Here is a 26,157-nt window from a genome sequence, read left to right as displayed (position 1 = left end):
ACCTTTGACTCGCGTTGTACATCCGACTCCACCCTGATGAGGCGAAGCCTGCGGGAGATGTTGCATTACCGTTTCAGCGTAAGCCTCTGCCCTCAGGCATCAGCTACGATAATCGGCATTGATCGAGACGTAATCGTGGGACAGATCCGATGTCCAGATACGCGCCTTCTGCTGGCCACGCCCCAGGCGGATACCGATCACCAGCTCTTCCTCGGCCATGGCAGCACTGCCGGCAGCCTCGGTATAGCTGGCGGCTCGTCCGCCCTGCTCGACGATGCTCACGCCGTTGAGCGTGATCGCAACGCCGTCAACCTCAAGATTTTCCAACGGCGCCCGTCCGACGGCCGCCAGAATTCGTCCCCAGTTGGCATCACTGGCGTAGAGAGCCGTCTTGACCAGTGGCGAGTGAGCCACGGTGAAGCCGACCGCACGCGCCTCTTCCACGGAGCGCGCTTCCTCCACCTCGAGGGTGACGAACTTGGTCGCCCCTTCACCATCACGGATGATGGCCTGCGCCAGCTCGAGCATGACGTCGGCCAGCGCAGCCTCGAAGGCGACCAGATCCTCACCCTCGACCCGAGCGGCCCTGGCCGTGACAGCCAGCATGCACGCATCATTGGTCGAGGTATCGGAATCCACCGTGATGCTGTTGAAGCTTCTGACCACGACCCGGCGCAGCATCTCATCCAGCGCAGACTGATCGATGGCGAGATCCGCGTCAGTGGCCACGAAGCCCAGCATGGTCGCCATGTTGGGGCAGATCATGCCAGAGCCCTTGGAAATCCCGGCAATGGTGACACACTCGCCATTGGCCAGCGTCACGCTACGCCAGCTGCCCTTGGGCCGGGTATCGGTGGTCATGATGCCGTGTGCCGCGTCGGACCAATTCCCCTTGCCCAATGCCGCGAAGGCCGTCGGCAGTGCGCCGGTCAGACGATCCATCGGCAAGGGCTCACCGATCACGCCGGTGGAGAACGGCAGAACGGCCTGTGCATCACAACCCGCGACATCGGCCAGGAACTCACAGGTAGCAAGCGCGTCTGTCATGCCCTGCTCACCTGTCCCCGCGTTGGCGTTGCCGGTGTTGATCACCAGATAGCGCGGCCCATCGATCTCGGCCTTGAGATGTCGACGCGCGACATGCACCGGTGCCGCACAGAAGGCATTGCGCGTGAAGGTCCCCGCGAGACGCGATCCTGCATCGAGCGCCATGATCACCAGATCACGTCGCCCCGGCTTCTTGATACCGGCTTCAGCAACCCCGATCTGCAGGCCGGAAATTTCCGGCATGTCTGCGGGGAAAGTGGAAGGCCCTACCGCCATCGTTCACGTCTCCAGTCGCGTTGTCCTGCCACTACACGGCATCGCGGGACAGACGGTGCTGCTCCGCGATGCATTCGATACTCAGTACTGAAAAGCTATGCTCAACGCTGAAAATCTCAGCTCAGCTTGCCATGGCACTGCTTGTACTTCTTGCCGGAACCGCAGGGGCACGGATCATTGCGGCCAACCTTGGGGACATCACGGCGCATCGGCTCATTGTCGCCCTGCGCCTGCGGTGCCGCACCGTACTGCGCCTCGACGATCTCCTCGGCAGCCTGAACGCTCTCATCGCTGACGGTGTCATCTTCCACGCGACGCGTCTCGGCACTGGCCTGCTCGCGCTCGAGATTGGCACGCCGCTCCTCTTCCAGCGTGTCGACCTCTTCCTGACGACGTACCTGGACGTGACTCAGAATGCGCACCACGTCAGCCTTGATGTTGACCAGCAATGACTGGAACTGTTCGAACGCCTCGCGCTTGTATTCCTGCTTGGGATTCTTCTGAGCGTAGCCACGAAGGTGGATACCGCGCCGCAGGTTGTCCATCGCCTGCAGATGCTCTTTCCAACGCGTATCGAGCACCTGCAGCATGACCTGCTTCTCGAAGCGGCGCATCAGCTCGGGACCGACAGCCTCTACCTTACCGGCATAGAGTTCCTCGTGTGCCGTCTGCAGTCGTTCGCGCAGAGTCTCTTCATGGAAGTGCTCATCCTCTTCCGCCCATTGCACGAGCGGCAGGTCGAGGTTGAAGTCCGTCTTGAGGTCATTCTCGAGCCCCGGAAGATCCCACTGCTCCGGCAGGCTCTGCGGCGGCACGCGCATGGAAATGGCGTCGTCCAGCACTTCACGGCGGATACCGGCGATGTTCTCGGCGATCTCGTCGGCTTCCAGAATGTCGTTGCGCTGCTCGTAGATCACGCTGCGCTGATCGTTGGCGACATCATCGTACTCAAGCAGCTGCTTGCGCACATCGAAGTTGCGGCCCTCGACCTTCTTCTGCGCGCGCTCGACGGCATTGGAGACCATCTTGTGCTCGATGGCTTCGCCCTTCTCGAGCCCCAGCGCGCCCATGAGGCGCTGAACGCGATCGGAGCCGAACAGGCGCATCAGGCTGTCTTCCAGCGACAGGAAGAAGCGCGTGGAGCCTGGGTCACCCTGGCGACCGGCACGACCGCGCAGCTGGTTGTCGATACGACGCGATTCGTGACGCTCGGAGCCGATCACGTGCAGACCGCCCGCCGCCAGCACGGCTTCGTGACGCTCCTGCCAGCCATGCTTGATCTCGTTGATCTGCTCTTCGGTCGGCGCTTCCAGCTCGGCAAGCTCAGCTTCCCAGTTGCCGCCCAGCATGATGTCGGTACCACGACCCGCCATGTTGGTCGCGATGGTCACCGCGCCCGGACGACCCGCCTGGGCGATGATGGCAGCCTCACTGACGTGTTGCTTGGCATTCAGGACGTGATGCTTCACGCCAGCCTTGTGCATCATCTGGGACAGCAGTTCCGACGTCTCGACTGACGCCGTACCGACCAGCACCGGACGGCCTTCGGCGACCTTCTCGCGGGCATCCTCGATGATGGCGTTGAACTTCTCTTCCGCGGTCAGATAGACCAGATCATTCATGTCCTTGCGCGCGATGGGCTTGTTGGTGGGGATCACCATCACGTCGAGGTTGTAGATCTGACGGAATTCGAAGGCCTCGGTATCGGCGGTACCGGTCATGCCGGCCAGCTTCTCGTAGAGACGGAAGTAGTTCTGGAAGGTGGTCGAGGCCAGCGTCTGGCTTTCCTTCTGGATCGCCACGCCTTCCTTAGCCTCGACGGCCTGATGCAGGCCCTCGGACCAACGACGACCTACCATGGTGCGGCCGGTATGCTCGTCGACGATCACCACCTCGCCGTTGTGGACGATGTAGTCGACGTCCCGCACGAACAGATTCTGGGCACGCAGCGCGGAGTGCACATGATGCAGCAGACTCAGGTTCTGGGCGGCGTAAAGAGAGTCTTCCTCGCCGAGCAATTCCTGGGCACGCAGCAGTGACTCGACCTTCTGATGGCCCTGCTCGGTCAGCTCGACCTGCTTCTGCTTCTCATCGAGAGTGAAATCGCCACTCTCCGGATCTTCTTCGTCGGTGCATTGCACGAGCTCACGCGCCATGCGATCGATGATCTTGTAGAGGTCGGTATTCTCCTCCACCGGACCGGAAATGATCAGCGGCGTGCGCGCCTCATCGATCAGGATGGAGTCGACCTCATCGATGATGGCGTAGTGCAGCTTGCGCTGGACCTTGTCTTCCAGCGCGAATGCCATGTTGTCGCGCAGGTAATCGAAACCGTATTCATTGTTGGTGCCGTAGGTGATGTCGGCCTGGTAGGCGGCACGCTTGTCCTCGTTGTTCTGGCCGGAGAAGATGACGCCCACGCTCAGCCCGAGGAATTCATACAGCGGACGCATCCAGTTGGCATCACGCGTGGCCAGGTAATCATTGACCGTCACCACGTGAACGCCTTCACCAGCCAGGGCATTCAGGTAAACGGCGAGTGTCCCCACCAGCGTCTTGCCTTCGCCTGTCTTCATCTCGGCGATGCGCCCTTCATGCAGCGCGATGCCGCCTACCATCTGGGTATCGAAGTGACGCATGCCCATGATGCGCTTGCTGGCCTCACGCACGGTGGCGAAGGCCTCCGGCAACAGCTTGTCGAGGTTCTCGCCTTGCGCAAGGCGCTCACGGAATTCAGCCGTCTTGCCCGTCAGCGCCTCATCCGACAGTGATTCGAGACTTTCCTCGAGGGCATTGACGGCATTGACCCGCTTGCGCAGTCGCTTCACCTCACGGTCGTTCTTGGAGCCCACTACCTTGGTCAGAAATTTACCCAGCATCATCTATCCCTGTCCGTGCCCGGTGGGCACGCCTTCTAGAATCTTGAGATATACGCGTGCGCTTCACGCGCCAGAAGCATCCCGCAGATGGCAACTGGCAAACGGCACACGCGAAAAGGAAACGACATCACCATCACCGGCGCCGAGGGCCAGGTGACGGACAGATTCTCTCAGGACACCAGAGGTGGTGCGCGCGGGGACATGGCATTCGCCAATCCGCGCAGCAGTACGCGAGCACAGGAGACAAAGCGTCGTTGACGCGAAAGATTGGGACTTCTCTGAGCACCGGGACGGATGAGTCGGCGCAGTGAACGCAGGCTCTGACGGCGGCTCTCGGCGCGAATCACGCCCGGCGCCAGCAATTGGATGCTGGCCAGGGTCAGATTGACGCGCTCGACCTGCGCGGCGCTCAAGCCAGCTGGGAACAGACAGCTGATCAGCAGGCCGGCCAGCAGCCAGCGCGGTGCCGTGCGCACCGACCAGCGACGCGCGCTGCCGCTACCGGAAGCCGGCAACGGTCTCGAGCGTGCTATGGCGTCGTCATGGCTCATGCTGTTGCCGGACTCCTGCTCATGATAGATTGCCGGAAACCACTGAACCGGCATGCAAGCCCATGAGTATAAAGGCTAAGCGTTTCCGCGCCCAGCCCGCGGCGCGCCTCTTGAACGGCAAGGGCCAGCTTGGCAACGTCATGCGCCAGGCGCGAATGCTGGAGCAGGCCCAGTGGCATCTGCGTGAGACCCTGCCCACGGACATGCAGGAGCAGGTCTTCGTCGGGGGCTATCACGAAGGAACCCTGACACTGATCACCAATCGTGCCTCCTGGCTGACCTGGCTACGTTATGAGCAGCGCAGGCTGATCAGCGTCCTGCGCGAGATCCCCGAGCTTGCCGCACTCACGCGCCTCAACTTCAAGGTCCGCCCCGTTCGTCCTGTCTTCGTACCGGCTCAACAGCCCAGGCATCTCCCTGCTGCGGCAGCGGAGCATCTGTTGGACTGTGCCTCCCACACCCGGGATGAACACCTGCGCCGCTCGCTTGAGCGTCTGGCAGCACATGCTGATGATCTGCAGGACACCCCGTCTGGCGACGATTGATGGTGGTGCGACATCCCTCTCTCTTGCGGGCGACCGTCGCGCCGGCGCTATTTCATGAAGACAAACAAGCGCGCCGCCCATGAGGGCGGCGCGCTTGTGATCGTTTCCATGCTTCGGCTGGCAAGGACCGAAGTCTGACATCAGGCTGGACGGGCTAGGTCACAGTCAACTTTCTTCAGGTCGTGCTTGTCACCATCTCGTGATCAGACGGCAAGTGCCGGTGAGGCGTAGGAAATCGGCATCGCTTCGGCATTGTCGAAGGTCACGATCTCGTAGCTGTCTGCATTCTCGAGCAGGGCACGGCACAGCAGGTTGTTCAGGCCGTGGCCTGACTTGTAGCCGCGGAATTCCCCGATCAGGCTGTGGCCCAGCTGATACAGGTCGCCGATGGCATCCAGCACCTTGTGCTTGACGAACTCATCGTCATAACGCAGACCTTCGTCGTTGAGGATGCGGTAATCATCCACCACGATGGCGTTGTCGAGGCTGCCGCCCAGCGCGAGGTTCTGGGAGCGCAGGAATTCAAGATCACGCATGAAACCGAAAGTACGAGCGCGAGACACTTCCTTGACGAAGGAGGTCGTGGAGAAGTCGACCGTGGTGGTCTGCTTCTGCTGCTCGAACACCGGGTGATCGAAGTCGATGGTGAAGGACACCTTGAAGCCGTTGTGCGGCAGGAAGGTCGCGACCTTGTCGCCATCACGCACTTCGATCTCGCGCTTGATGCGGATGAATTTCTTGAGCGCGGACTGCTCCTGGATACCAGCGGACTGGATAAGGAAGACGAACGGACCGGCGCTGCCGTCCATGATCGGCACTTCCTGCGCGGAGAGCTCGACGAAGCAGTTGTCGATCCCGAGACCGGCGAAGGCGGACATCAGGTGCTCGACGGTCATCACCTTGTCCTGACCGTTGGAAACGGCAGTACACATGGTGGTGTCACGCACGCCCGTGGCATCGGCACGGATGTGTGCATGCGGCTCGAGGTCGGTACGCACGAAGACGATACCCGTGTTGACCGGAGCCGGGCGCAGGGTCAGATAGACCTTGTCACCGGAGTGCAGACCAACGCCTGTTGCGCGGATCGTATTCTGAAGCGTTTTTTGTCGAATCATAGGAGATAGCCAGTCAGCCTGAATTTGGAAACAGTGTTCATGATAACAGCAAAGCAGGTATTCAACAAATTGTCACCTACCGCTGATAGGGAAATTCAACATTGCCACGGGGGCACCATTCAACCCTTCAAGACGCTGACTGGAGCCATGTTGACTATGAACGCGCAAACCCAAAACAGTTCTCACTCTCAGCGACATCAATCGATAATCAATGTGCAAGAACTGCCAGGTTCCTCCCTCTCTTACGCAGGCAACCGCCGTGGCGGATGCCTGCCTTTCCTCTTCAGCCTGCCTGTCATGCCGTCCATCTGAATCGCCTGCAATGCCTTTTCGCGCCTCCCAGAACGACTTCACCCACCCGGGTCGCCCCGGGTGGGTGAAGAAAGGCAAAGCGCCTCTATCTGACCGCGCTGTCACCAGAAGATGTCATGGACACCCTGTCGACGTGCGCTTGCCTCTCAATCCGCCTGACGGCGCAGGAAGGCCGGAATGTCGAGATAGTCATCCATGTCGCGATTCTTGCGCGGTTCTGGCTTCTTGGCTGCGGCCTGCTGCTGCTCTTCCTTGGCCTGACGGGTGACCGTCGGCGTCTGGAGGCTGCGATAATCAGCCGGCTTCTCCACCGTGCGCTTGGCCGGTGCGGTTTCACGCGCAGCCGGCTTCTCGACACGGCCATCGAGACCCGCCGCCACGACGGTGACACGCAGCTCGTCGCTCATGTCCATGTCGATGGAGGTACCCACCACGATGGTCGCGTCCGGAGAAGCGAACTCCTGCACGGTGGCACCGACATCGTTGAACTCACCGATGGAGAGATCCGGGCCTGCCGTGATGTTGACCAGGATGCCGCGCGCGCCGTGAAGATCGATATCCTCAAGCAGCGGGCTGCGAATGGCCTTCTCGGCCGCCTCGCGAGCGCGGTTCTCACCGACGGCATCACCGGTTCCCATCATGGCCATGCCCATCTCGGACATGACGGTGCGCACGTCGGCAAAGTCGACGTTGATGATGCCCGGGCTGGTGATCAGCTCAGCGATGCCCTGGACAGCGCCCAGCAGTACATCGTTGGCCGCACTGAAGGCACTCAGCAGGCTGGCGCTCTTGCCGAGGACCGAGAGCAGCTTCTCGTTGGGGATGGTGATCAGGGAATCGACATGCTCGGACAGCTCCTTCATGCCCTGCTCGGCCGCCTTCTGACGACGCGGCCCCTCGAACGGGAAGGGGCGCGTCACGACCGCGACCGTCAGGATGCCCAGTTCCTTGGCTACCTGTGCCACGACAGGAGCGCCCCCGGTACCGGTACCACCCCCCATGCCTGCGGTGATGAAGACCATGTCGGCGCCTTGCAGCAGCTCGACGATACGCTCGCGATCTTCCATCGCCGCCTGACGACCCACTTCCGGGTTGGCGCCAGCGCCGAGACCCTTGGTGATCTCGCTGCCGAGCTGAAGGACTGTCTTGGCGGCCACGCGCTTGAGCGCTTGAGCATCGGTATTGGCGCAGATGAATTCGACGCCTTCGATATTGCTCTCGACCATGTGATTGACGGCGTTACCACCGCCACCACCAACACCGATCACCTTGATGACCGCGCTGCTGGAGGGTGCGTTATCTACCAGTTCGAACATATGCCCTGTCTCCTGGATCACAGTCTTTCTGTAATCCCTGTCAGAAATTTCCCTTGAACCAGCCCTTGATCCGCTCCAGCGTGGAGGTGTCGTGCTCATGGCCGTGAACGCGTCGTGCGGCAGATTCCTCCCTGCGCACCGCGACCGCAGTCGAGGATGGCGTATGCCGCTCCTGTTTCATCCCGTAATGTAGCAAACCCACACCCGTGGAATAAATCGGATTACGGACCACATCTGCCAGTCCACGCACATTCTGCGGGCAGGCAATGCGAACCGGCATGTGGAAGATCTCCTCCGCCAGTTCCACCACACCTTCCATGCGTGATGTACCGCCCGTCAGTACCACACCCGCTGCCACGAGATCTTCATAACCACTGCGACGCAGCTCATCGCGGACCAGGGTGAAGAGTTCCTCATACCTGGGCTCGACCACTTCCGCCAACGCCTGGCGGGACAGATCACGGGCCGGTCGATCACCGACACTGGGCACCTTGATCGTCTCGTCGCTGGACGCCAGCTGTGTCAGAGCACAGGCATACTTGACCTTTATTTCTTCAGCGTACTGGGTCGGCGTACGGAGTGCCATCGCGATATCATTCGTTACCTGATCTCCCGCGATGGGAATCACGGCCGTATGACGAATAGCACCTTCGGTGAACACCGCGATGTCGGTCGTCCCGCCACCGATATCCACCATGCAGACTCCCAGCTCGCGCTCATCCTCGGTCAATACCGCATGACTCGAGGCGAGCTGTTCGAGAATGATATCGTCGACTTCAAGACCACAACGACGAACGCATTTCTCGATATTCTGTACGGCATTCAACGCCGCCGTGACCAGATGCACCCGCGCTTCAAGGCGCACACCGGACATCCCGAGCGGTTCACGAATACCTTCCTGACGATCAATGGCATATTCCTGCGGCAGCACATGTAGAATCCGCTGCCCCTCGGAGATTGCCCGTGCACGCGCCGAATCGATGACTCGTTCGATATCGGACGGTGTCACTTCACGATCCTTGATCGCGACCACACCATCGGAGTTCATCGAGCTGATATGACTGCCGGCAATCCCCACGTATACCGAGTGGATATCGCAGCCCGCCATCAATTCAGCTTCCTCCACCGCGCGCTGGATCGATTGCACGGTCGACTCGATATTGATGACGACACCCTTCTTCATGCCGCGTGAAGGGTGTGAACCGATACCCGCAATTTCGATGCCACCATCGTCGGTCGGTTGCCCCACGATCGCGACCACCTTGGAGGTTCCGATGTCCAGCCCGACCACCATATCCTGTGATTTGGAATGTCCTGCCATAGGTCGGGCCAGCTCCTTGATTCTGGTTCGTCATGAAAAAAATAGCGCGATCGGCGGCGGCAAGAATGCCAGAAACCACCCAGTCAGGTTAACGCTCCGTTTAACCCGAAGATGAATTTGCCTTCATAGTATAGAAGTCACCACTAACGGCACACCAGCCTGAAAATACCAGGAGGCGCAAATCCCCGCTAGAATAGGCGGGATTGTCCCGAAATGAAACTGGAGATAACTCCATTTCACTAATATCAGCGCCTCAAGACCTTCGTTCTGAAGTGTCGCCGATTCTCCCTCAACCGTTGCTTTCTTCCAGTGCTGTCGTCTCGCCATGCCACGCCACGGCTACGCCGTTGGGATAGCGGAGGTCAATGTAGCGAATCTGCGACGCCTGACCACCCAATTGACGCTGCCAGGCTGCCATGAAGCGAGCCAGACGGGCCTCCCTGTCATTGCGACCCAGCATGACCCAGACGCTGTCATTGACCTGAAAACGCCAGGCGCCACGTGGCTCGAGACGCAACTGGGAGACATTGAGCCCCAGACCGCCCAACTGGCTCTGCAGCGCGTCCAGCTCGGCCAGCACCTCGGAACCGCTACCCTTGGGGCCTGCCAGATTCGGCAGATTTCCCAGCTGGGTGACAGGGGCTGCCTTGAAGGCCTCGCCTCTCACGTTGATCAACTCACCGTCATTCCAGTAGGCCACCGGCTGCTGCTCGAACAGCTCGAATTCGAGTGTATCCGGCCAGCGACGCGAAATGCTCACCTCACTCAGCCAGTCGATCGCCAGAGCGCGACGCCGAACTTCCCCCAGCGGGACAGAGAGCCAGCTTTGTCCGCGAATCAACGGCGCGATATGGCGCTGGAGATAGGCGGCGCTCACGTGTTCGAAGTCACCCTTGATGGTGACTCGCTCGATGGGGCGGTCCAGCCAGGTCCACAATGCCTGGCCACCCGCCACCATCAGTGCCGCTCCCAGCACCAGACCGAACAGTGCACCTGCAGAGCTACGCGCCGCCATGGGTCAGTGTTCGCTCTGTGGGCAGGCGGACGCGGCGACGTCATGACGCTCGGTCAGCGTCGTGTCGAGAATCTGCAGTACCAGCGCCGTGAAATCCAGCCCCACATGCGCGGCTGCCTGTGGCACGAGGCTGTGATCGGTCATGCCCGGCGAGGTGTTGACTTCCAGCAGCCAGAAGGCGCCGTCCGCATCTTCCATCACATCGACACGCCCCCAGCCCTCGCAGCCCAGCACGTTGAATGCCTTGAGCGAGAGAGTCGCCAGTTCGGCTTCGCGCGCAGCCTCCAGACCGCAGGGCAGCAGGTAGCGAGTGGTATCGGTGAGGTACTTGGCATCGTAATCGTAGAAACCGCTGTCCGCTTCGATGCGAATGGCCGGCAACACCTCGCCGTCCAGCACCGAGACCGTATATTCCGGCCCCTTGATGAACTGCTCGGCCATGACGACACCATCGAAACGACAGGCATCCTGCCAGGCGGCCTTGAGAGCGCCAGCCTCCTCGACGATATGGATGCCCAGCGTCGAGCCTTCGTGCACCGGCTTGACCACTACCGGCGTACCGAGCGTCTCGAGCACATTCTGCCAGTCAGTGTCCGCCGCCAGGCGACAGGAGCGTGGCGTCGGCAAGCCTTCGACATCCCAGAGCTTCTTGGTGCGCAGCTTGTCCATCCCCAGCGCGGAGGCCAGCACGCCACTCCCCGTATAGGGAATGCCCAGAAGCTCAAGCGCCCCCTGCAGAGTGCCATCCTCGCCACCACGTCCATGCATGGCGATGAAGACGCGGTCTGCGCGCAGCGCCTCCAGACCGGCCAGGCCATGGGCCATGTCGTACCCCTGCACATCGAGGCCGGCCCCTTCCAGGGCCGCGAGCACCGCCGCACCACTCTTCAGCGATACCTCACGCTCGGCACTCACTCCACCGAACAGCACCACGACGCGACCATAGCGTGTCGCCATTTCCGGCTTCACCGCGGTCATAGCGCCACCTCGGAAAGCTTGAGATCCGCACCGGCCAGTGACAGGGCGATGCCGCCGACATCACCCGCCCCCTGGGTGATCAGAATATCGCCCGGGCGCAGCACATTGTTGAGCAGACTTGGCAACGCACGCTTGTGCTCGACGAACAGCGGATCCACCTGCCCACGCTGACGGATCGAGCCGGCCAGAGAGCGGCCGTCGGCTCCCGGAATCATCGCCTCTCCTGCGCTGTAGACATCCAGCAGCAGCAGGGTATCGACCTCGGACAGTACCCGCACGAAATCCTCGTAGAGATCATGGGTGCGCGAGTAACGGTGAGGCTGATAGGCCATCACCAACCGACGCTCCGGCCAGCCGGCACGCACGGCACGGATCACCATTTCCACTTCTCGCGGGTGATGGCCATAGTCATCGACCAGCATCACGCTCTGCTCGCCATTGGGTGCCGCGAATTCACCATGCACCTGGAAGCGGCGACCCACACCGGCGAAGCTGGCCAGCGCACGCGCTATCGCGTCATCGCTCACGCCGACATCGGTGGCGATCGCGATGGCCGCCAGAGCGTTGAGCGCGTTGTGCTCACCCGGCATGGCCAGCGTGATCTCCAGTGGCGCATGCCCCTCCGGACGCAGCGCAGTGAAGCTCAGCTGACCGCCGCCCTGGCGGAAGTCGCTGATGCGATAATCGGCATCCTCACTGAAGCCATAGGTCACGAACTGGCGCTGCACGCGCGGCAGCAGCTCGCGGACATTGGCGTCATCGAGACACAGCACCGCCAGGCCGTAGAACGGCAGGTTGTGCAGGAACTCGATGAAGGTGTCCTTGAGGCGATTGAAGTCACCCTCATAGGTCGCCATGTGGTCGGCATCGATGTTGGTGACCACCGAGATCAGCGGCTGCAGGTGCAGGAAGGAGGCGTCGGACTCATCCGCCTCGGCCACGAGGTATTCCCCTTCCCCCAGGCGTGCATTCGTGCCGGCGCTGGTCAACTTGCCACCGATGACGAAGGTCGGGTCCATGCCGCCCTCCGCGAGCAGCGTGGCCGTCAGGCTGGTCGTGGTGGTCTTGCCATGCGTGCCGGCAATGGCGATCCCCTGACGGAATCGCATCAGCTCCGCCAGCATCTCGGCACGACGTACCACCGGCACCCGATGGTCACGCGCCCAGGCCACTTCCGGGTTGCTGGTATCCACTGCCGTCGAGACCACCACCACATCGCTGCCTTCCGCGTTGACAGCCGCATGACCGATCGCCACGCGCACACCACAATCCCGCAGGTGCGCCGTCACGGTGGACTCCTTGAGGTCACTGCCGCTGACCTCATACCCCATGTTGCTCAGTACTTCAGCGATACCACACATGCCCACGCCGCCGATGCCGACGAAGTGGATGCGACGGATGCGGCGCATGCCGACACCACGATCAGAATTCCTAGCGTTCAAGGCGAGTCTCCATGCAGCCTGCCAGCATGGTCGCTACCGCGTCGAGTTCCGCACTTTCGCGGGCGCGAGCGGCCATGCCAGTGAGTATCTTGGGATCCAGCAATTCCCCCAGCGTCTCGGCGAGACGCTGGGCATTCAGCGTATTCTGGGGAATCAGACGCGCCGCGTCGGCCGTGACCATCACCGCCGCATTGACGGTCTGGTGATCATCCACGGCATGCGGGAACGGCACGAAGATGGCGGGTCGTCCGGCGGCGGCAAGCTCAGCGACCGTCAAGGCACCCGAGCGACACACCACCAGATCCGCCCAGGCATAGGCTTCGGCCATGTCGGTGATGAACTCGCTGACCTCGGCCGTGACACTGGCGGCCTGATAGGCGGCAACGGTCGCCTCCTCTTTGTCACGCCCGGCCTGATGGCGCACCAGGGGGCGCGAGGACGCCGGCAACAGTGCCAGCGCCGGCGCCAGCTGCTCGTTGAGCGACTGGGCACCCAGCGAGCCCCCCATCACCAGCAGGTGAAGCGGTCGCGCGCGCATGGCCTGCTCCCGGGAAGCGCCCTCGGTGTCTGCCGTCTGACCGACGGCGGCGATCTCGTCGCGCACCGGATTGCCCACCACCTGCGCAGCGATGGCGGCAGGGAAGGCGCCGGGAAAGGCGGCGTAGACCCGCGTTGCCATCCGGGCCAACACCTTGTTGGTCAGTCCGGCGATGGCATTCTGCTCATGGATCACCAGCGGAATGCCCTCCAGGCGTGCCGCCAGTCCGCCAGGACCGCTGGCAAAGCCTCCCAGCCCGACGACCAGCACCGGCTTGAGTTCACGGATGATGCGTCGCGCCTGCAGAACGGCGCGGGTCAGGCGAAACGGGATCGCCGCATAGCCGGCAAGCCCCTTGCCACGCAGTCCAGCCACTTCCACTCGATGCAGCGGATACCCCGCCTCCGGAACCAGTCGGTTCTCGATGCCACGCGGACTGCCCAGCCAGTGGATTTCATGACCCTGGCTGGCGAGAGCACGCGCCAGCGACAACGCCGGTATCACATGCCCCCCCGTCCCTCCTGCCATCATCAGCACGATGCCGGCAGAGGGCGTGTCAGCAGGGGCGTCAGAGGTCTCGGGGCGCGAGGCATCAGCCGCAGGCACTGCAGAAGAAGATGACGTCATGCCTTGGCTCCTTGCGTGGTCTCGGGCGACTTGCCGGTCTTGCGCCGCGCGGGACTCTTGCCGCGCGTCAGCAGACGAACTTCCGTATCGATTCGCATCAGAATGGCAATCTGTATGCAGCTGACGATCAAGCTGGAGCCCCCATAGCTCATCAGCGGCAGCGTCAGCCCCTTCGTCGGCAGCAATCCACTGGCGACCCCGATGTTGATGAAGGCCTGGGCCCCCAGCACGAGGGCGATACCGTAGCCGAGGTAGGCGCTGAACGGCAAGCCGGCAAGCTCGGCACGTCGGGCGATCTTGAAGGCCCGATAGATCAGGAGCGCGAACAGCCCGACGACCGCCGTGGCACCGATCAATCCCAGTTCCTCGGCCAGTACCGCGAACACGAAATCGGTATGCGCTTCGGGCAGATAGAAGAGTTTCTGCACGCTGTTGCCCAGCCCCATGCCGCTCAGGTGTCCTCGCCCGAAGGCGATCAGGGCCTGGGTCAGCTGATAGCCGCTGTCGTACATGTTCGCCCACGGGTCGGTATAGGTGGTCAGGCGCTCCCAGCGATAGGGTTCGGCGATCGCCAGCGACCAACCACCGCCGATGGCCGCTGCCAGCAGGACGATGAAGCCCCACCAGGCGACCCCCGCCAGCAGCAGCATGCCCATCACCGCACCGCCCATCACCACGATGGACCCGAAGTCAGGCTCCAGTGCCAGCAAGAGAATCATCAGCATCAAGGGCATGCAGGGCAGCACGAGACCATTGACGACACTGGCGCGCACCTTGTCGAGACGCCGATCCAGATACCCCGCCAGCCACATCATCAGGCACAACTTGGCGACCTCGGAGGCCTGCACCCCGCCGATCACCGGCAAGGGAATCCAGCGCTTGGCGCCGTTGATCTCACGCCCGACCACCAGCACGACCACCAGCAACACGAACCCCAGCATCAGCATCGCGAAACTGCGTTGCTGCCAGGCCGACATCGGTATGCGCAGCGTGCAATAGGCCGCCACCAGTCCGATCAGAATGAAGATGCCGTGACGCATGCTGTAGTAGAAGGCGTTGCCGTCAAAGCGCTCGCTGGAGATCTCGCTGGAAGCCGAGGTGACCATCACCCAGCCGATACACAGAATCGCCAATGCCGCGAAGACCAGCCAGCCATCCACTGGCTGCTGCTCGGTACTCATCGCCTGACGCACTCGACTGGCCTTGTCACCCATCCGCTTCGCCCTCGTTGCCCGCGTCCATCACATGCTCCGACACCCAGTCACGAAACGCATCGCCGCGCACCATGTAATTGGGGAACTGATCGAGACTGGCGCAGGCAGGTGACAGCAGCACGCAATCTCCCGGCCGAGCGACTCGCTGAGCATGGGCCATGCCTTCCGCCAGCGTCGCGACCCGGCTGACGCGAAGGCTATCCTCCAGTGCCAGCGACAGGCGCTCTGCATCCTGTCCGAAAAGCACCGCCTCACGCGCAAAGCGTGCCAGCGGCGCGGCCAACGGCGTGAAGTCCGCGCCCTTGCCCTGGCCACCGGCCAGCAGAATCAGCTTGCCATCGAGTGTCGGACCGAGACCGGCGATCGCCGCCAGCGTCGCGCCGACGTTGGTGCCCTTGGAATCGTTGATCCAGCGCACACCTGCCACGTCAGCGATCAGCTCGCCCCGGTGCGGCAGCCCCGCGAAGTGCTCGAGTTCGGCCACCATGGCCTCCTGCGCGAGACCGATCGCCGTGCCCATCGCCAGCGCCGCCAGCGCGTTGGCCTGATTGTGACGCCCGGCCAGACGCACCTGCGCGGCAGGCATCACGCCATGCAGGCCTTCGGATGCCACGTGACACAGCATGAGCGTGCCGTCCTGCTCCGCCAGACGCCATTCAGCCCCTTCACTCAACTCCTCGCTGTCATCACCAGAGTCGCCCTCATCCAGGCATACGCTGAAGCTTGCGCGCGCCACTGCATCCTCCTCGGCCGGCCAGCTCCAGGCATCGTCGGCATTGATGACCGCCAGGCCCGCCCCGCGGAAGATGGCACGCTTGGCGGCCTGATAGCCGCGCATGCCGTCATGGCGATCGAGATGGTCTTCGGAGAGGTTCAGGAAGCAGGCGACATCTGCCTTGAGCTCGGGCGTGGTCTCGAGCTGAAAGGATGACAGTTCCAGCACATACAGTTCGGCATCGGGCTGCTCACGCAGCAGCGTCAGCGCGGCGGTGCCCAGATTGCCACCGACCGCCACGTCACGGCCTGCCCGCTCGGCCATCCTCGCCACCAGCGTGGTGACAGTGGACTTGGCGTTTGAACCGGTGATGGCGATCAGCGTCGGCCGCCTGCCCTGCGCATCCCGGGCCTGGCGTTCATCGAGTGCCCGCACGAACAGCGCGATCTCGCCGATCAGGCGCTCGCGTACCGGGTCAAATACGGCCTGACGCGGGTCGATGCCCGGACTGAGCACCACCTCACCAAAGCGTGACAGATCCAGCGCTTCCAGCGGCCCGAGATGGACCTCGGCCTGCGGTGCATGCTCGCGCAGATTCTCGAGCCCCGGCGGTGCACTGCGGGTATCGGCGACGGCAAAATCGATGCCACGATCACTCAGATGGCGAGCGATCGCCTGTCCGGAGACACCAAGACCGACCACCAGGGTCGGTCCTTCGGCAGGCACCGGCGAGGCCGGTGCGTGGGAGGTGACAGAGAGGGTCATCGCGAAAGCGTCCTCAGCGAACCTTGAGTGTGGCCAGGCCAAGCAGCACCAGCACGACGGTGATGATCCAGAAGCGCACGATGACGCGCGGCTCCGGCCAGCCCTTGAGTTCGAAGTGGTGATGCAGCGGCGCCATGCGGAAGATGCGTCGTCCGGTCAGCTTGTAGGAGCCGACCTGCAGGATGACCGAGACGGTCTCCATCACGAAGACGCCCCCCATGATGAACAGCACGATTTCCTGACGCACGATGACCGCGACCACGCCCAGTGCCGCACCGAGAGCCAAGGCGCCCACATCGCCCATGAAGACCTGGGCGGGATAGGTGTTGAACCACAGAAAGCCCAGGCCGGCGCCCGCGATGGTGGCACAGAACACCGCCAGCTCGCCGGAACCGGCAATGAACGGAATGTGCAGATACTCCGCGAACTTCAGGTTGCCCGAGGCGTAGGCGAAGATCGCAAGCCCCATGGCCACCAGCACGGTCGGCATGATCGCCAGCCCATCGAGGCCATCGGTCAGATTGACGGCATTGGAGCTGCCGACGATCACGAAATAGGTCAGCACCATGTAGAAGATGCCCAGCGGGATGACGACATCCTTGAAGAACGGCACCAGCAGTGCTGTCTCGGCAGGCGTGGAAGCCGTCAGGTACAGCACCACGGCCGCCCCGATGCCCACCACCGACTGCCAGAAATACTTCCAGCGCGCCGGCAGGCCACGGGGATTCTTCTCCACCACCTTGCGGTAGTCATCCACCCAGCCGACCGCACCGAAGCCCAATGTGACCGCCAGCACCACCCAGACATACAGATTGGTCAGGTCGCCCCACAGCAGGGTCGAGACGGCCATCGACAGCAGGATCATCACGCCGCCCATGGTCGGCGTACCGGCCTTGGACAGGTGGGACTGAGGGCCATCATCACGCACGGCCTGGCCGATCTGGCCATCCACCAGCTTGCGGATGACCCAGGGGCCGAGCCACAGGCACAGCAACAAGGCCGTCAGCGTGGCCAGCACCACACGCAGGGTCAGATAATTGAAAACCGTAAAGGCGCCATTGAATTGGGCCAGAAACTCAGCAAGCAGCAGCAGCATGACTCACATTCACCTTGATGCGTCGACCTTGAGCGCGGCAACGACATGTTCCATGCCTGCGCTACGAGACCCCTTGACCAGAACACTGGCCCCGGTGGGTAGATGGGTACGGGCGTAAGCTTCAAGCTCCGCCCGCTCCTTGAAATGCATGCCACCTGCGCCGAAGGCCTCGGCAGTCGCTCTGGCCTTTTCACCACAGGTGGCAACGAAATCGATACCGAGCTTGCGGGCGTAGGCGCCCACCTCGGCGTGCAGCCGCTCGGCGTCCTCGCCCAGCTCGCCCATGGCGCCCATCAGGCACCAGCGCGGAGCAGGAAGGCTCGCCAACAGCTCCAGCGCGGCCAGCATGGCCCCAGGGTTGGCGTTGTAGCTGTCATCGAGCAGACGAGCCCCATTGTGTCCTTCCACGACCCCCAGGCGACCCGGAACGCTCTCGGCGCTCTCGAGCCCCTCGATGACCAGCTGGCTGTCCACGCCCAGCGCCAGACAGGCAGCGGCTGCCGCCAACGCATTGGCGACATTGTGCCGTCCCAGCAGGGCAAGCTGGACCCGCCCCAGCGAGTGGCCGTCAAACGTCAGTTCGAAAGCATAACGCCCGAGCTCATCCGCGCCTAGCTTGCGTGCCTGCAGGCGTGCCGAACTCTCCGCCAGGTCCGCGACGCTGAAGTCGATGATATCCACCGCCTGCCCCGTCACTGCCAGCGCCTGCCAGAGCGTGAAATAGACATCATCACGATTGAGTACCGCCACCGGACGGCGCCCCCCCAGCGGACTGAGTCCGGCAAGAATCTCGCCCTTGGCCTGGGCGATCTGCCCCATGCCACCGAATTCCCCGACGTGAGCACCGGTGACATTGGTGATGACCGCCACCTGTGGACGTGCCAGCGCGGTGGTCCAGGCGATCTCACCGAGATGATTGGCGCCCAGCTCGACGACGCCATGCTGATGCGCATCGTTCAGGCGCAGCAGCGTCATCGGCAGACCATAGTCATTGTTGAGGTTGCCCTGTGTGGCAAGGCTCTCGGCGTCCAAGCGCGCGGCATCACGCACCAGGATGGCATGCACCAGTCCCTTGACGCTGGTCTTGCCGCTGTTGCCGGTCACGGCGATCAACGGCCGCCCCCAGGCTCGTCGACGTGCCGCCGCCAGCAGACCGAAGGCGAGCCGCGTGTCAGGCACCACGATCTGCGGCAACGGGTCATCCACCGGATGCTCGACCAGCGCCGCGATCGCGCCATTGTCACGAGCCTGAGCCAGGAAGTCATGGGCATCGAAACGCTCGCCCTTCAGCGCCACGAAAAGCGGCGACCGCTGGCTGGACAGCTTGCGGGTATCCGTCTCGATGGCCCCCAACGACCGGCCGACCAGCGCCGAAGGCAGCCGAGCCGAGAGCAGCTGAGCCACCTCATCGAAGCACTCCAGGCCAGGAGACTGCACTGACGCACTCATGCGTCGCTCTCCAGACCTTCCTGAGTGGAGAGCGCACGACGCTCGAGCGCCGCCACCGCATGTGCGACATCCGAGAACGGCAGACGCTCCCCCGCCACTTCCTGGTAATCCTCATGGCCCTTGCCGGCGATGAGAATCACGTCATGTTCGCCTGCATCACGGATGACCTGGGCGATGGCCTCGGCGCGCCCGGCGATTTCCCGGGCGCGCTCCCGGGCCTGGATGCCATCCATCATCTGCTGGCGAATGACAGCGGCCTCTTCACTGCGCGGGTTGTCATCGGTGATGACGACGCGATCGGCGCCCTGCTCGGCGGCCGTCGCCATCAGCGGGCGCTTGCCGGTGTCGCGATCACCGCCACAGCCGAGCACGCACCACAGGCGCGCATCATCACGCGCCGGCAGATGGGCACGCAGTGCCGTCAGCGCGGTCTCGACCGCCTCCGGGGTGTGGGCATAGTCCACCACCACCACGGGCGCGCCCTCGCGGGTCAGGCGCTGCATGCGTCCCGGCACCGGCGTCAGACGCGGTGCCGCCGCGAACAGGTCCGCCAGCGAATGGCCGAGACCATGCAGGATCAGCATCGCCAGCAGGGCATTGTCGAGGTTGAAGCGCCCCATCAGATTGAGGCCGAGCTCACGCTCACCGTCAGGCGTCGCGATCACGGCCACCTGCCCCAGCGGCTCGGGGAAGACGTCCAGCACGCGCAGGGTGGCCACCTCGTCACGCCCCATCGCCAACACGCGCACACCGCGCTGCATGCCGGCCAGCATCAGACGCGCCAGCGCATCATCGGCATTGAGCACCGCAAGCTTAAGTTCCGGTCGCTTGAAGAGCTTGGCCTTGGCCGCGGCATATGCCGCCATGCTGCCGTGGTAATCCAGATGATCACGCGACAGATTGGTATAGCCCGCCACCGTGAAGCGGCAGCCGTTGACACGGTCCTGGTCCAGCGCATGGGAAGAGACTTCCATCGCGACCAGTTCCGCACCGGCCATGCTCAGGCCCTTGAGCGCCGCCTGGACGGCGAGTGCATCCGGCGTGGTGCGCTCACCGGCGACCAGCGCGCCAGGGCGGCCGATCCCCAGCGTGCCGATCATGCCGGAGGGGATGCCGAGCGCCTCGGCAAACTCGGCAATGTAATGGGTCACGGAGGACTTGCCGTTGGTGCCGGTCACGCCGACCAGCGTCAGTGACTCCGGCACGCCAAAGGCCTGTCGTCCCAGCTCGCCGAGCTGCGCGCCGAGCCCCTCGAGCCAGACGACACGCTCGTCTGCGTGAGACTCAGGCGAGGCTTCCCCCTCGGAAGACTGCTGTGCCACTACCAGCGCCGCGCCCTTCTCGAGGGCGGAGGCAATGTAATCGCGACCATCGCTGCCGATACCGGGTACCGCGATGAACAGCGACCCCGGCGTCACGTGGCGACTGTCGATCGTCAGATGCCAGTCGTCTTGCGCCATCACGAGTGCGGTCAGGCGACTATCGCTGAACACGCCGGGCCACAGCGCCATGAGCGCGCCAAGCAGCTCGCTGGCTGTCGCCAGTGGCCGTGCCAGAAATTCGCCCAGCGGCTCTGCCGAGGCCTGCTCGGCCAGATCTTGCGATGAAGTCATGCTGGAAGACCTTCCTTGTTGCTGAAGCTGGGACGTATTCGCTACACGAAAGAAATGGATGTCACGCGCCGTGTCCGGCATGCATGGTGGCAGATGTCACCGCTCACTCGCCGACGGCGCTGTCAGGTGGCACATCCAGAAGGCGCAGCGCCTTGCCGACCACGCGACCGAACACCGGCGCCGCGACTAGGCCCCCGTAGTATTCCTCGCCCTTGGGATTCTCGATCATCACCACGGTCACGATGCGCGGGTCGGACACCGGCGCAATGCCGGCGAACAAGGAGCGATAGGCCGTCTTCTGATAGCCACCGGAGGTCACCTTACGCACCGTACCCGTCTTGCCCGCGATACGGTAGCCCTCGACCACGGCACGCTTGGCGGGACCATTGGGCTGGACGATCTTCTCCATCATCCCGAGCAGGGCATGGGAATTCTCGGGCGAGATGATCTGATCCCCCACCGGCGGGGTATTCACCTTGAGCAGCGACGGCGCCAGCCGGCGACCATCATTGGCCAGCGCGGTATAGGCGCTGGCCAGCTGCAAGGCCGAGACACTGATCCCGTACCCGTAGGACATGGAGGCCCGCTTGCTGCGCGACCAGTTGGTCGGGGCCGGCAGAACGCCCGTCGTCTCGCCCGGGAAGCCGGTACCCGGCGCCTGCCCCAGACCCAGCTCATAATAGCGATTCCATACCGCGTCATCCTCGAGGCTCAGCGCCATGCGGCTCATGCCGATGTTGGAGGAGTGATAGAGAATGCCGGCCATGTCGAGCTTGCCGTAATTGCGGAAATCGCGAATCGTGAAGCGGTCGACCCGCATGTAACCCGGCGTAGTGTCGATCACCGAGTCCGGCTGATACTTGCCGGAGGCCAGACCTGCACTCATCGCCAGAGGCTTCATGACCGAGCCCGGCTCGAAGGCATCGGTGATCGCACGGTTGCGTAGACCGGCAGGGTCAAGCCCCGCACGATTGTTGGGGTTGTAGGACTTCTGATTGACCATCGCCAGCACTTCTCCCGTGCGAGCGTCCATCATCACCAGGGTGCCACCGTCGGCACGGTGCTCGGCCACGGCGGCCTTCAGCTCACGGTAGGCCATGTACTGAAGACGCAGGTCGATGGAGAGGGTCAAATCACCACCAGGCTTGGCTTCGCTGATCAGGTGCAGGTCACGCACCAGGCGCCCCTTGCGGTCCTTGAGCACGCGACGCTTGCCCGGCGTACCGGAGAGGTAGGAATTGTAGGCAAGCTCAAGCCCCTCCTGGCCCTTGTCATCGACATTGGTCACGCCGACCAGCTGTGCGGAGACCTCGCCCGAGGGGTAGTAACGCTTGTATTCCTGCTTGTGGTGGACACCCGGAACATCCAGGTCGATGGCGGGTTGCGCCTGAGGAGGGGTCATCTGACGCTTGATGTACATGAAGCCCTTGCCGGCATCACGATATTGGCGCACACGGCGGATCAGGTCGTCAGGCTGCTGGCCGAGCGCGCGTGCCAGCAGTGACAGGCGCACCGGATCATCCGGCACCAGACGCGGGTCCGCCCACAGCGTGATGACCGGCGTCGAGATGGCCAGCGGCTCGCCACTGCGATCGGTGATCATGCCACGGTGCGCGTTGATGCTGTCGACGCGCAGGGTGCGCGCATCCCCTTGATCCTGAAGGAACTGCTGATCGAAGAGCTGCAGATAGCCGATACGCCCCACCAGGGCCAGGAGCCCTGCGAACACGATACCCAGCATGATGCGATAGCGGGCGGACCCCATGGGCCCACGCGCACTCTTGCGCGCCCCGGCGGCGGCAGAACCAGCCGTCTTGCCGCGACTGGCCGCGCCGGGTGGCGCAGTGCGTGCGCCGCGGGAGCGAGGGGCCTTGGGGTCCGAGGAAGGAGGTCGACGTGTGGCCATCAGCGAATGACCTCGACATCATGGACATCCGGTACGCGCATCTCGAGACGCTCGGTACTGATGCTCTCGATACGCGCAGGGGCGGACCAGGCACTTTCCTCAAGCAGCAGACGCCCCCAGCGAGCACGCGCATCATCACGCGCCGCCTCGAGCTTCTGGAGTTGCGCGTATTGGCCGCGCGAGAGATGGGAGCTTACGACGACAGCAGCGGCGGATCCCAGCAGGCAGATCATCAGCACCACGAAGCACAGATGACGCCAACGCATCTGGAACCTGATCGGCCAGTTCCCTCTCCAGCTGCCCTGCTGCTTGCGTCCCGCCATGCTGACTCCCTTATCACTCTGAACGCGGTGATCTGCACCACGATTTATCCCTGCGGGATGACCCGTCAATCCATGCATGTCAGGCATGCAACACCCGATGGCTGACGGCTTGTCCTGTTCATCGCCGCAACATGCCGGCCACACATCACTCGTGATGACCAGCGGTACCATCAGGCGACGACCGGCGCATTATGTCAGCTTGTGGCGTTGGTCGTTAAGCGTTGCGAGGCACCGACACACATGTCGCACAACGCTGCGTCCCCTTGCGAACGCGCCTGCCAAAAGGCAGGCGCTGGGATGACCACGATACACGCCACGAACCGGGCGTTATTTCAGCTTCTCGGCGATGCGCATCACGGCGCTGCGTGAGCGTACGTTCGCCTGCACCTCGCTTTCGGAGGCCTTCTGAGCCTTGCCGACCAGCTTGAGGCGCTTGTTGAGCTGATCTTCGCGAATGGGCATGCCACGCGGCGCCTGATCGCCACGCGCCTTGTCGCGCATGAAGCGTTTGACGATACGGTCTTCCAGCGAATGGAAGCTGATCACCACCAGCCTTCCCCCTGGTTTCAGGGCTTCCAGGCCAGCATCCAGGGCGCGGGTCAACTCATCCAGCTCGCCGTTGACATGGATGCGGATCGCCTGGAAGACACGCGTCGCCGGGTGCTTGTGCTTCTCCCAGTTGGGATGCGCGTCCTTGATCAGGCTGGCGAAGTCACCGGTCCGCGTGATGGGACGCTCGGCGCGACGCTCGACCACCGCACGTGCGAGACGCTTGGCATAGCGCTCCTCACCGTAGGTCTTGAAGACCCACGCCATGTCCTCGGCACTGGCACGTGACAACCACTCAGCGGCACTCTCGCCACTGGTGGGGTCCATGCGCATGTCCAGCGGACCATCATTCATGAAGCTGAAGCCACGCTCGGCATCGTCCAGCTGCGGCGAGGACACGCCGATATCCAGCAGAATGCCATCGAGCTGACCATGCACGCCTTCCCGCTCGGCATATTCGCCCAGGCGGGCAAATTCACCGGCGTGAATGGAAAAACGAGAATCCTCGATGGTGGCGGCTTCCGCCAATGCCTGGGGGTCGCGATCACAGGCGATCAGACGTCCACCGTCATCGAGACGCGACAGGATCAGGCGTGAGTGACCGCCGCGCCCGAAAGTACCGTCGAAATAGACACCGGAGACGTCCTGAATCAGCCCATCCACCGCGCCATCGAGCATGACACTGACATGCGCGAAGCGATCCGCAGCTTCGGATTCGGCGGCTGACATGGCAGCGGCTGATTCGGGAACGGAGGGAGCGCTGGGCTTGGACATGACGAAATTCGGGACCTTGGCACGCGTTGCGGGCAGTAAAGGCGGACGCCAGTCGTCTGGCGGTAGACCGCAGGAAAGCAGAGACATTCGCATGATTATCGATGGCACAATCGACAACCGGCGCCGGTCACGACTTCATGTCCGCCGCCATTGCAAATGGCCAGCCACGGAGCACGGAGCGGACGGCGCCGGTCATGCGGTGTCACATGTCAGCCCTGAACTGCGCGTTTCGCATCACAGGGCTGACATCTTCAATATTAGGCGGGAGACGGCCGATAAGCCGGGTCTTGTCGTGGACAGTCATTCATCTAGGCCCTGAATCACTTCAGGGCTCAAGCAACCAACCCGCCCCCACTGCGGGCAGCAGCATAGGGGGCCTATTTGGTCTTGCTCCAGGTGGGGTTTACCTCGCCGCGAACTGTTACCAGACGCGCGGTGCGCTCTTACCGCACCCTTTCACCCTTACCGGCCAGCCGAAGCTGACGTAGGCGGTCTTCTCTCTGCTGCACTTGCCGTCGGCTCACGCCGCCCAGACGTTATCTGGCACCTTGCCCTATGGAGCCCGGACTTTCCTCCCCCAGCTCACGCTGGCGGCGACTGTCTGGCCATCTCCCAAGCGCGCAAGACTATCAGTGTCACATCGTTTCCACAAGCTGGCGCTGCAGTGCACCTGGCCCGGAGGAACGCCGAAAAGCCAGATACGCCAAGCACTTGGAAAACACCTCTCGCTTACGCTTCTCGTGGTTCCGCCGCATCCTTCAGGGCTTGTGCCTTGGCATACCAGGCCTTCTTGCGCCCGCCGACCAGACGAGTGGCGATCGCCGCCATCTGCTTGACGCCGACCCCCTCTTCCCACAGCACCTTGAGAAGCGCATCACCCTCGACGCTGGCAGCCTCGTCGCCCTCACGTGCCGGAGCCCCTTCGATCATGACCACGAATTCACCGCGCGTCTGATCGCCATCCGCCTCCATCATCGCCAGCAGCTCAGCAGCCGTCCCGTCCAGGAAGGTCTCGAAGGTCTTGGTCAGCTCACGTGCCAACACGACTCGGCGCGCCCCGAGAACGTCGTGGATATCCCTCAACAACGCCTGGATACGGTGAGGCGACTCATAAAGCACATGCGTCGCGCCATCCTCACGCAGTGCCGTGAGGCGCGCCTGACGTGGTCCACCCTTGTGAGCGAGAAACCCCTCGAAAGTGAAGCGATCCGTCGGCAGGCCAGCAGCGCTGAGCGCGGTAATCAACGCGCAGGGGCCGGGAAGCGGGACTACCTTGAATCCGCGCTCCCGCAGCGCCCGCACCACGATGAAGCCGGGATCAGAGATCAGCGGCGTCCCGGCGTCGGAGACCAGCGCGACACGCCGCCCCGCCTCCAGGGCCTGGCACAGCTGATCGACCCGCCCGCGCTCATTGTGGTCATGCAGTGACATCATGGGGACTTCCAGCCCCAGATGGCGCAGCAGACGGGCACTGTGGCGGGTGTCCTCAGCCGCGATCAGGTCCACTTCGCCCAGCACCCGCGCGGCACGTGGGCTGAGGTCATCGAGGTTACCAATCGGCGTGGCGACCACGTACAATACGCCTTCAGAAGACTCAGACATTCAATGCTTCGACTCGTTGAACTCAGTGGTAGATATGGACGTCAGAGACAGCCGAGTGGCCTGACCACCTGCGGCAGACATGCCCGCACGAGCAGCCACTCCGAGACCCGTCTCATTCGACATTGCAGTATTCATCCGTCATTACAGCAGCGGCGACGCGGGCCACGGCCTCCTCGCCCATCAGCCAAG

The 26,157-nt window shown here is 63.0% G+C and carries 19 protein-coding genes, 1 other RNA gene and 1 pseudogene; 1 reads left to right on the top strand and 20 read right to left on the bottom strand.

What is annotated here, in order from left to right; genetic code table 11:
- Positions 1-99 precede the first annotated feature (99 nt).
- The 3 genes from argJ to HXS65_RS00805 all read right to left on the bottom strand — a co-directional run bounded on the left by argJ (position 100) and on the right by HXS65_RS00805 (position 4,753).
- Positions 100-1,323, bottom strand: a complete 1,224-nt coding sequence (gene argJ, locus HXS65_RS00815; RefSeq protein WP_176492892.1) for a bifunctional glutamate N-acetyltransferase/amino-acid acetyltransferase ArgJ — start codon at positions 1,321-1,323, stop codon at positions 100-102.
- 116 nt (positions 1,324-1,439) lie between these two features.
- A complete protein-coding gene (gene secA / locus HXS65_RS00810; protein ID WP_084209793.1) occupies positions 1,440-4,202 on the bottom strand; it encodes a preprotein translocase subunit SecA in 2,763 nt (920 codons plus the stop codon).
- A gap of 170 nt (positions 4,203-4,372) precedes the next feature.
- Positions 4,373-4,753 (bottom strand): hypothetical protein, encoded by a 381-nt coding sequence (locus HXS65_RS00805; protein WP_127736140.1) that lies wholly within the window; start codon positions 4,751-4,753, stop codon positions 4,373-4,375.
- 62 nt (positions 4,754-4,815) lie between these two features.
- On the opposite strand from HXS65_RS00805, the gene HXS65_RS00800 reads away from it, so the two are divergent.
- On the top strand, positions 4,816-5,298 hold the full coding sequence (locus HXS65_RS00800; RefSeq protein ID WP_176492891.1) for a DUF721 domain-containing protein: 483 nt from the start codon (positions 4,816-4,818) through the stop codon (positions 5,296-5,298).
- Between the two features lie 203 nt (positions 5,299-5,501).
- Here the strand turns inward: HXS65_RS00800 and lpxC are convergent, their stop codons facing one another.
- From lpxC to rsmI, 17 genes and pseudogenes are all read right to left on the bottom strand, one after another.
- Complete coding sequence (gene lpxC, locus HXS65_RS00795; protein WP_065392615.1) at positions 5,502-6,413, bottom strand: UDP-3-O-acyl-N-acetylglucosamine deacetylase; 912 nt, start codon at positions 6,411-6,413, stop codon at positions 5,502-5,504.
- Positions 6,414-6,871: 458 nt separating this feature from the next.
- The gene (ftsZ, locus tag HXS65_RS00790; protein WP_077371697.1) at positions 6,872-8,041 is read right to left on the bottom strand and encodes a cell division protein FtsZ; all 1,170 of its coding nucleotides are present in this window, start codon (positions 8,039-8,041) and stop codon (positions 6,872-6,874) included.
- A gap of 180 nt (positions 8,042-8,221) precedes the next feature.
- Positions 8,222-9,362 (bottom strand): annotated as a pseudogene (ftsA, locus tag HXS65_RS00785) (cell division protein FtsA); the annotation flags it as partial.
- Positions 9,363-9,651: 289 nt separating this feature from the next.
- Positions 9,652-10,377, bottom strand: coding sequence for a cell division protein FtsQ/DivIB (locus tag HXS65_RS00780; protein WP_077371691.1), 726 nt, complete (start codon positions 10,375-10,377; stop codon positions 9,652-9,654).
- A gap of 3 nt (positions 10,378-10,380) precedes the next feature.
- Entirely contained in the window at positions 10,381-11,355 is a 975-nt protein-coding gene (locus tag HXS65_RS00775) for a D-alanine--D-alanine ligase (protein WP_255304381.1), read from the bottom strand.
- Entirely contained in the window at positions 11,352-12,764 is a 1,413-nt protein-coding gene (gene murC, locus HXS65_RS00770; RefSeq protein ID WP_084209210.1) for a UDP-N-acetylmuramate--L-alanine ligase, read from the bottom strand. The genes HXS65_RS00775 and murC overlap by 4 nt, the downstream gene beginning before the upstream one ends.
- Positions 12,765-12,786: 22 nt before the next feature.
- Entirely contained in the window at positions 12,787-13,863 is a 1,077-nt protein-coding gene (gene murG / locus HXS65_RS00765; protein ID WP_176493274.1) for an undecaprenyldiphospho-muramoylpentapeptide beta-N-acetylglucosaminyltransferase, read from the bottom strand.
- Positions 13,864-13,958: 95 nt separating this feature from the next.
- A complete protein-coding gene (gene ftsW, locus HXS65_RS00760; RefSeq protein ID WP_077371685.1) occupies positions 13,959-15,176 on the bottom strand; it encodes a putative lipid II flippase FtsW in 1,218 nt (405 codons plus the stop codon).
- Positions 15,169-16,656 carry a UDP-N-acetylmuramoyl-L-alanine--D-glutamate ligase gene (gene murD, locus HXS65_RS00755; protein WP_176492890.1) on the bottom strand — a complete coding sequence of 496 codons (1,488 nt, stop codon included), beginning with the start codon at positions 16,654-16,656 and terminating at the stop codon, positions 15,169-15,171. Before murD ends, ftsW begins: the two co-directional genes overlap by 8 nt.
- Before the next feature lie 13 nt (positions 16,657-16,669).
- On the bottom strand, positions 16,670-17,752 hold the full coding sequence (mraY, locus tag HXS65_RS00750) for a phospho-N-acetylmuramoyl-pentapeptide-transferase (RefSeq protein WP_077371680.1): 1,083 nt from the start codon (positions 17,750-17,752) through the stop codon (positions 16,670-16,672).
- Positions 17,753-17,761: 9 nt separating this feature from the next.
- Positions 17,762-19,201 (bottom strand): UDP-N-acetylmuramoyl-tripeptide--D-alanyl-D-alanine ligase, encoded by a 1,440-nt coding sequence (murF, locus tag HXS65_RS00745; protein WP_176492889.1) that lies wholly within the window; start codon positions 19,199-19,201, stop codon positions 17,762-17,764.
- On the bottom strand, positions 19,198-20,712 hold the full coding sequence (locus HXS65_RS00740; RefSeq protein WP_136938488.1) for a UDP-N-acetylmuramoyl-L-alanyl-D-glutamate--2,6-diaminopimelate ligase: 1,515 nt from the start codon (positions 20,710-20,712) through the stop codon (positions 19,198-19,200). The genes murF and HXS65_RS00740 overlap by 4 nt, the downstream gene beginning before the upstream one ends.
- A gap of 205 nt (positions 20,713-20,917) precedes the next feature.
- Positions 20,918-22,579 (bottom strand): penicillin-binding protein 2, encoded by a 1,662-nt coding sequence (locus HXS65_RS00735; RefSeq protein ID WP_077371671.1) that lies wholly within the window; start codon positions 22,577-22,579, stop codon positions 20,918-20,920.
- A gap of 140 nt (positions 22,580-22,719) precedes the next feature.
- Positions 22,720-23,043, bottom strand: coding sequence for a cell division protein FtsL (gene ftsL, locus HXS65_RS00730; RefSeq protein ID WP_077371668.1), 324 nt, complete (start codon positions 23,041-23,043; stop codon positions 22,720-22,722).
- Between the two features lie 327 nt (positions 23,044-23,370).
- Positions 23,371-24,321, bottom strand: coding sequence for a 16S rRNA (cytosine(1402)-N(4))-methyltransferase RsmH (gene rsmH / locus HXS65_RS00725; RefSeq protein ID WP_077371665.1), 951 nt, complete (start codon positions 24,319-24,321; stop codon positions 23,371-23,373).
- 305 nt (positions 24,322-24,626) lie between these two features.
- Positions 24,627-24,979, bottom strand: an RNA gene (rnpB, locus tag HXS65_RS00720) — RNase P RNA component class A.
- Between the two features lie 116 nt (positions 24,980-25,095).
- On the bottom strand, positions 25,096-25,968 hold the full coding sequence (rsmI, locus tag HXS65_RS00715; RefSeq protein ID WP_176492888.1) for a 16S rRNA (cytidine(1402)-2'-O)-methyltransferase: 873 nt from the start codon (positions 25,966-25,968) through the stop codon (positions 25,096-25,098).
- Positions 25,969-26,157 lie beyond the last annotated feature (189 nt).

This window comes from Cobetia sp. 5-25-4-2 (genome assembly GCF_013374075.1).
GTDB classification, from domain to species: domain Bacteria; phylum Pseudomonadota; class Gammaproteobacteria; order Pseudomonadales; family Halomonadaceae; genus Cobetia; species Cobetia marina.
The sequence above is the reverse complement of the archived record's forward strand: the minus strand, read 5'-3'. Positions and strand labels throughout refer to the sequence as shown.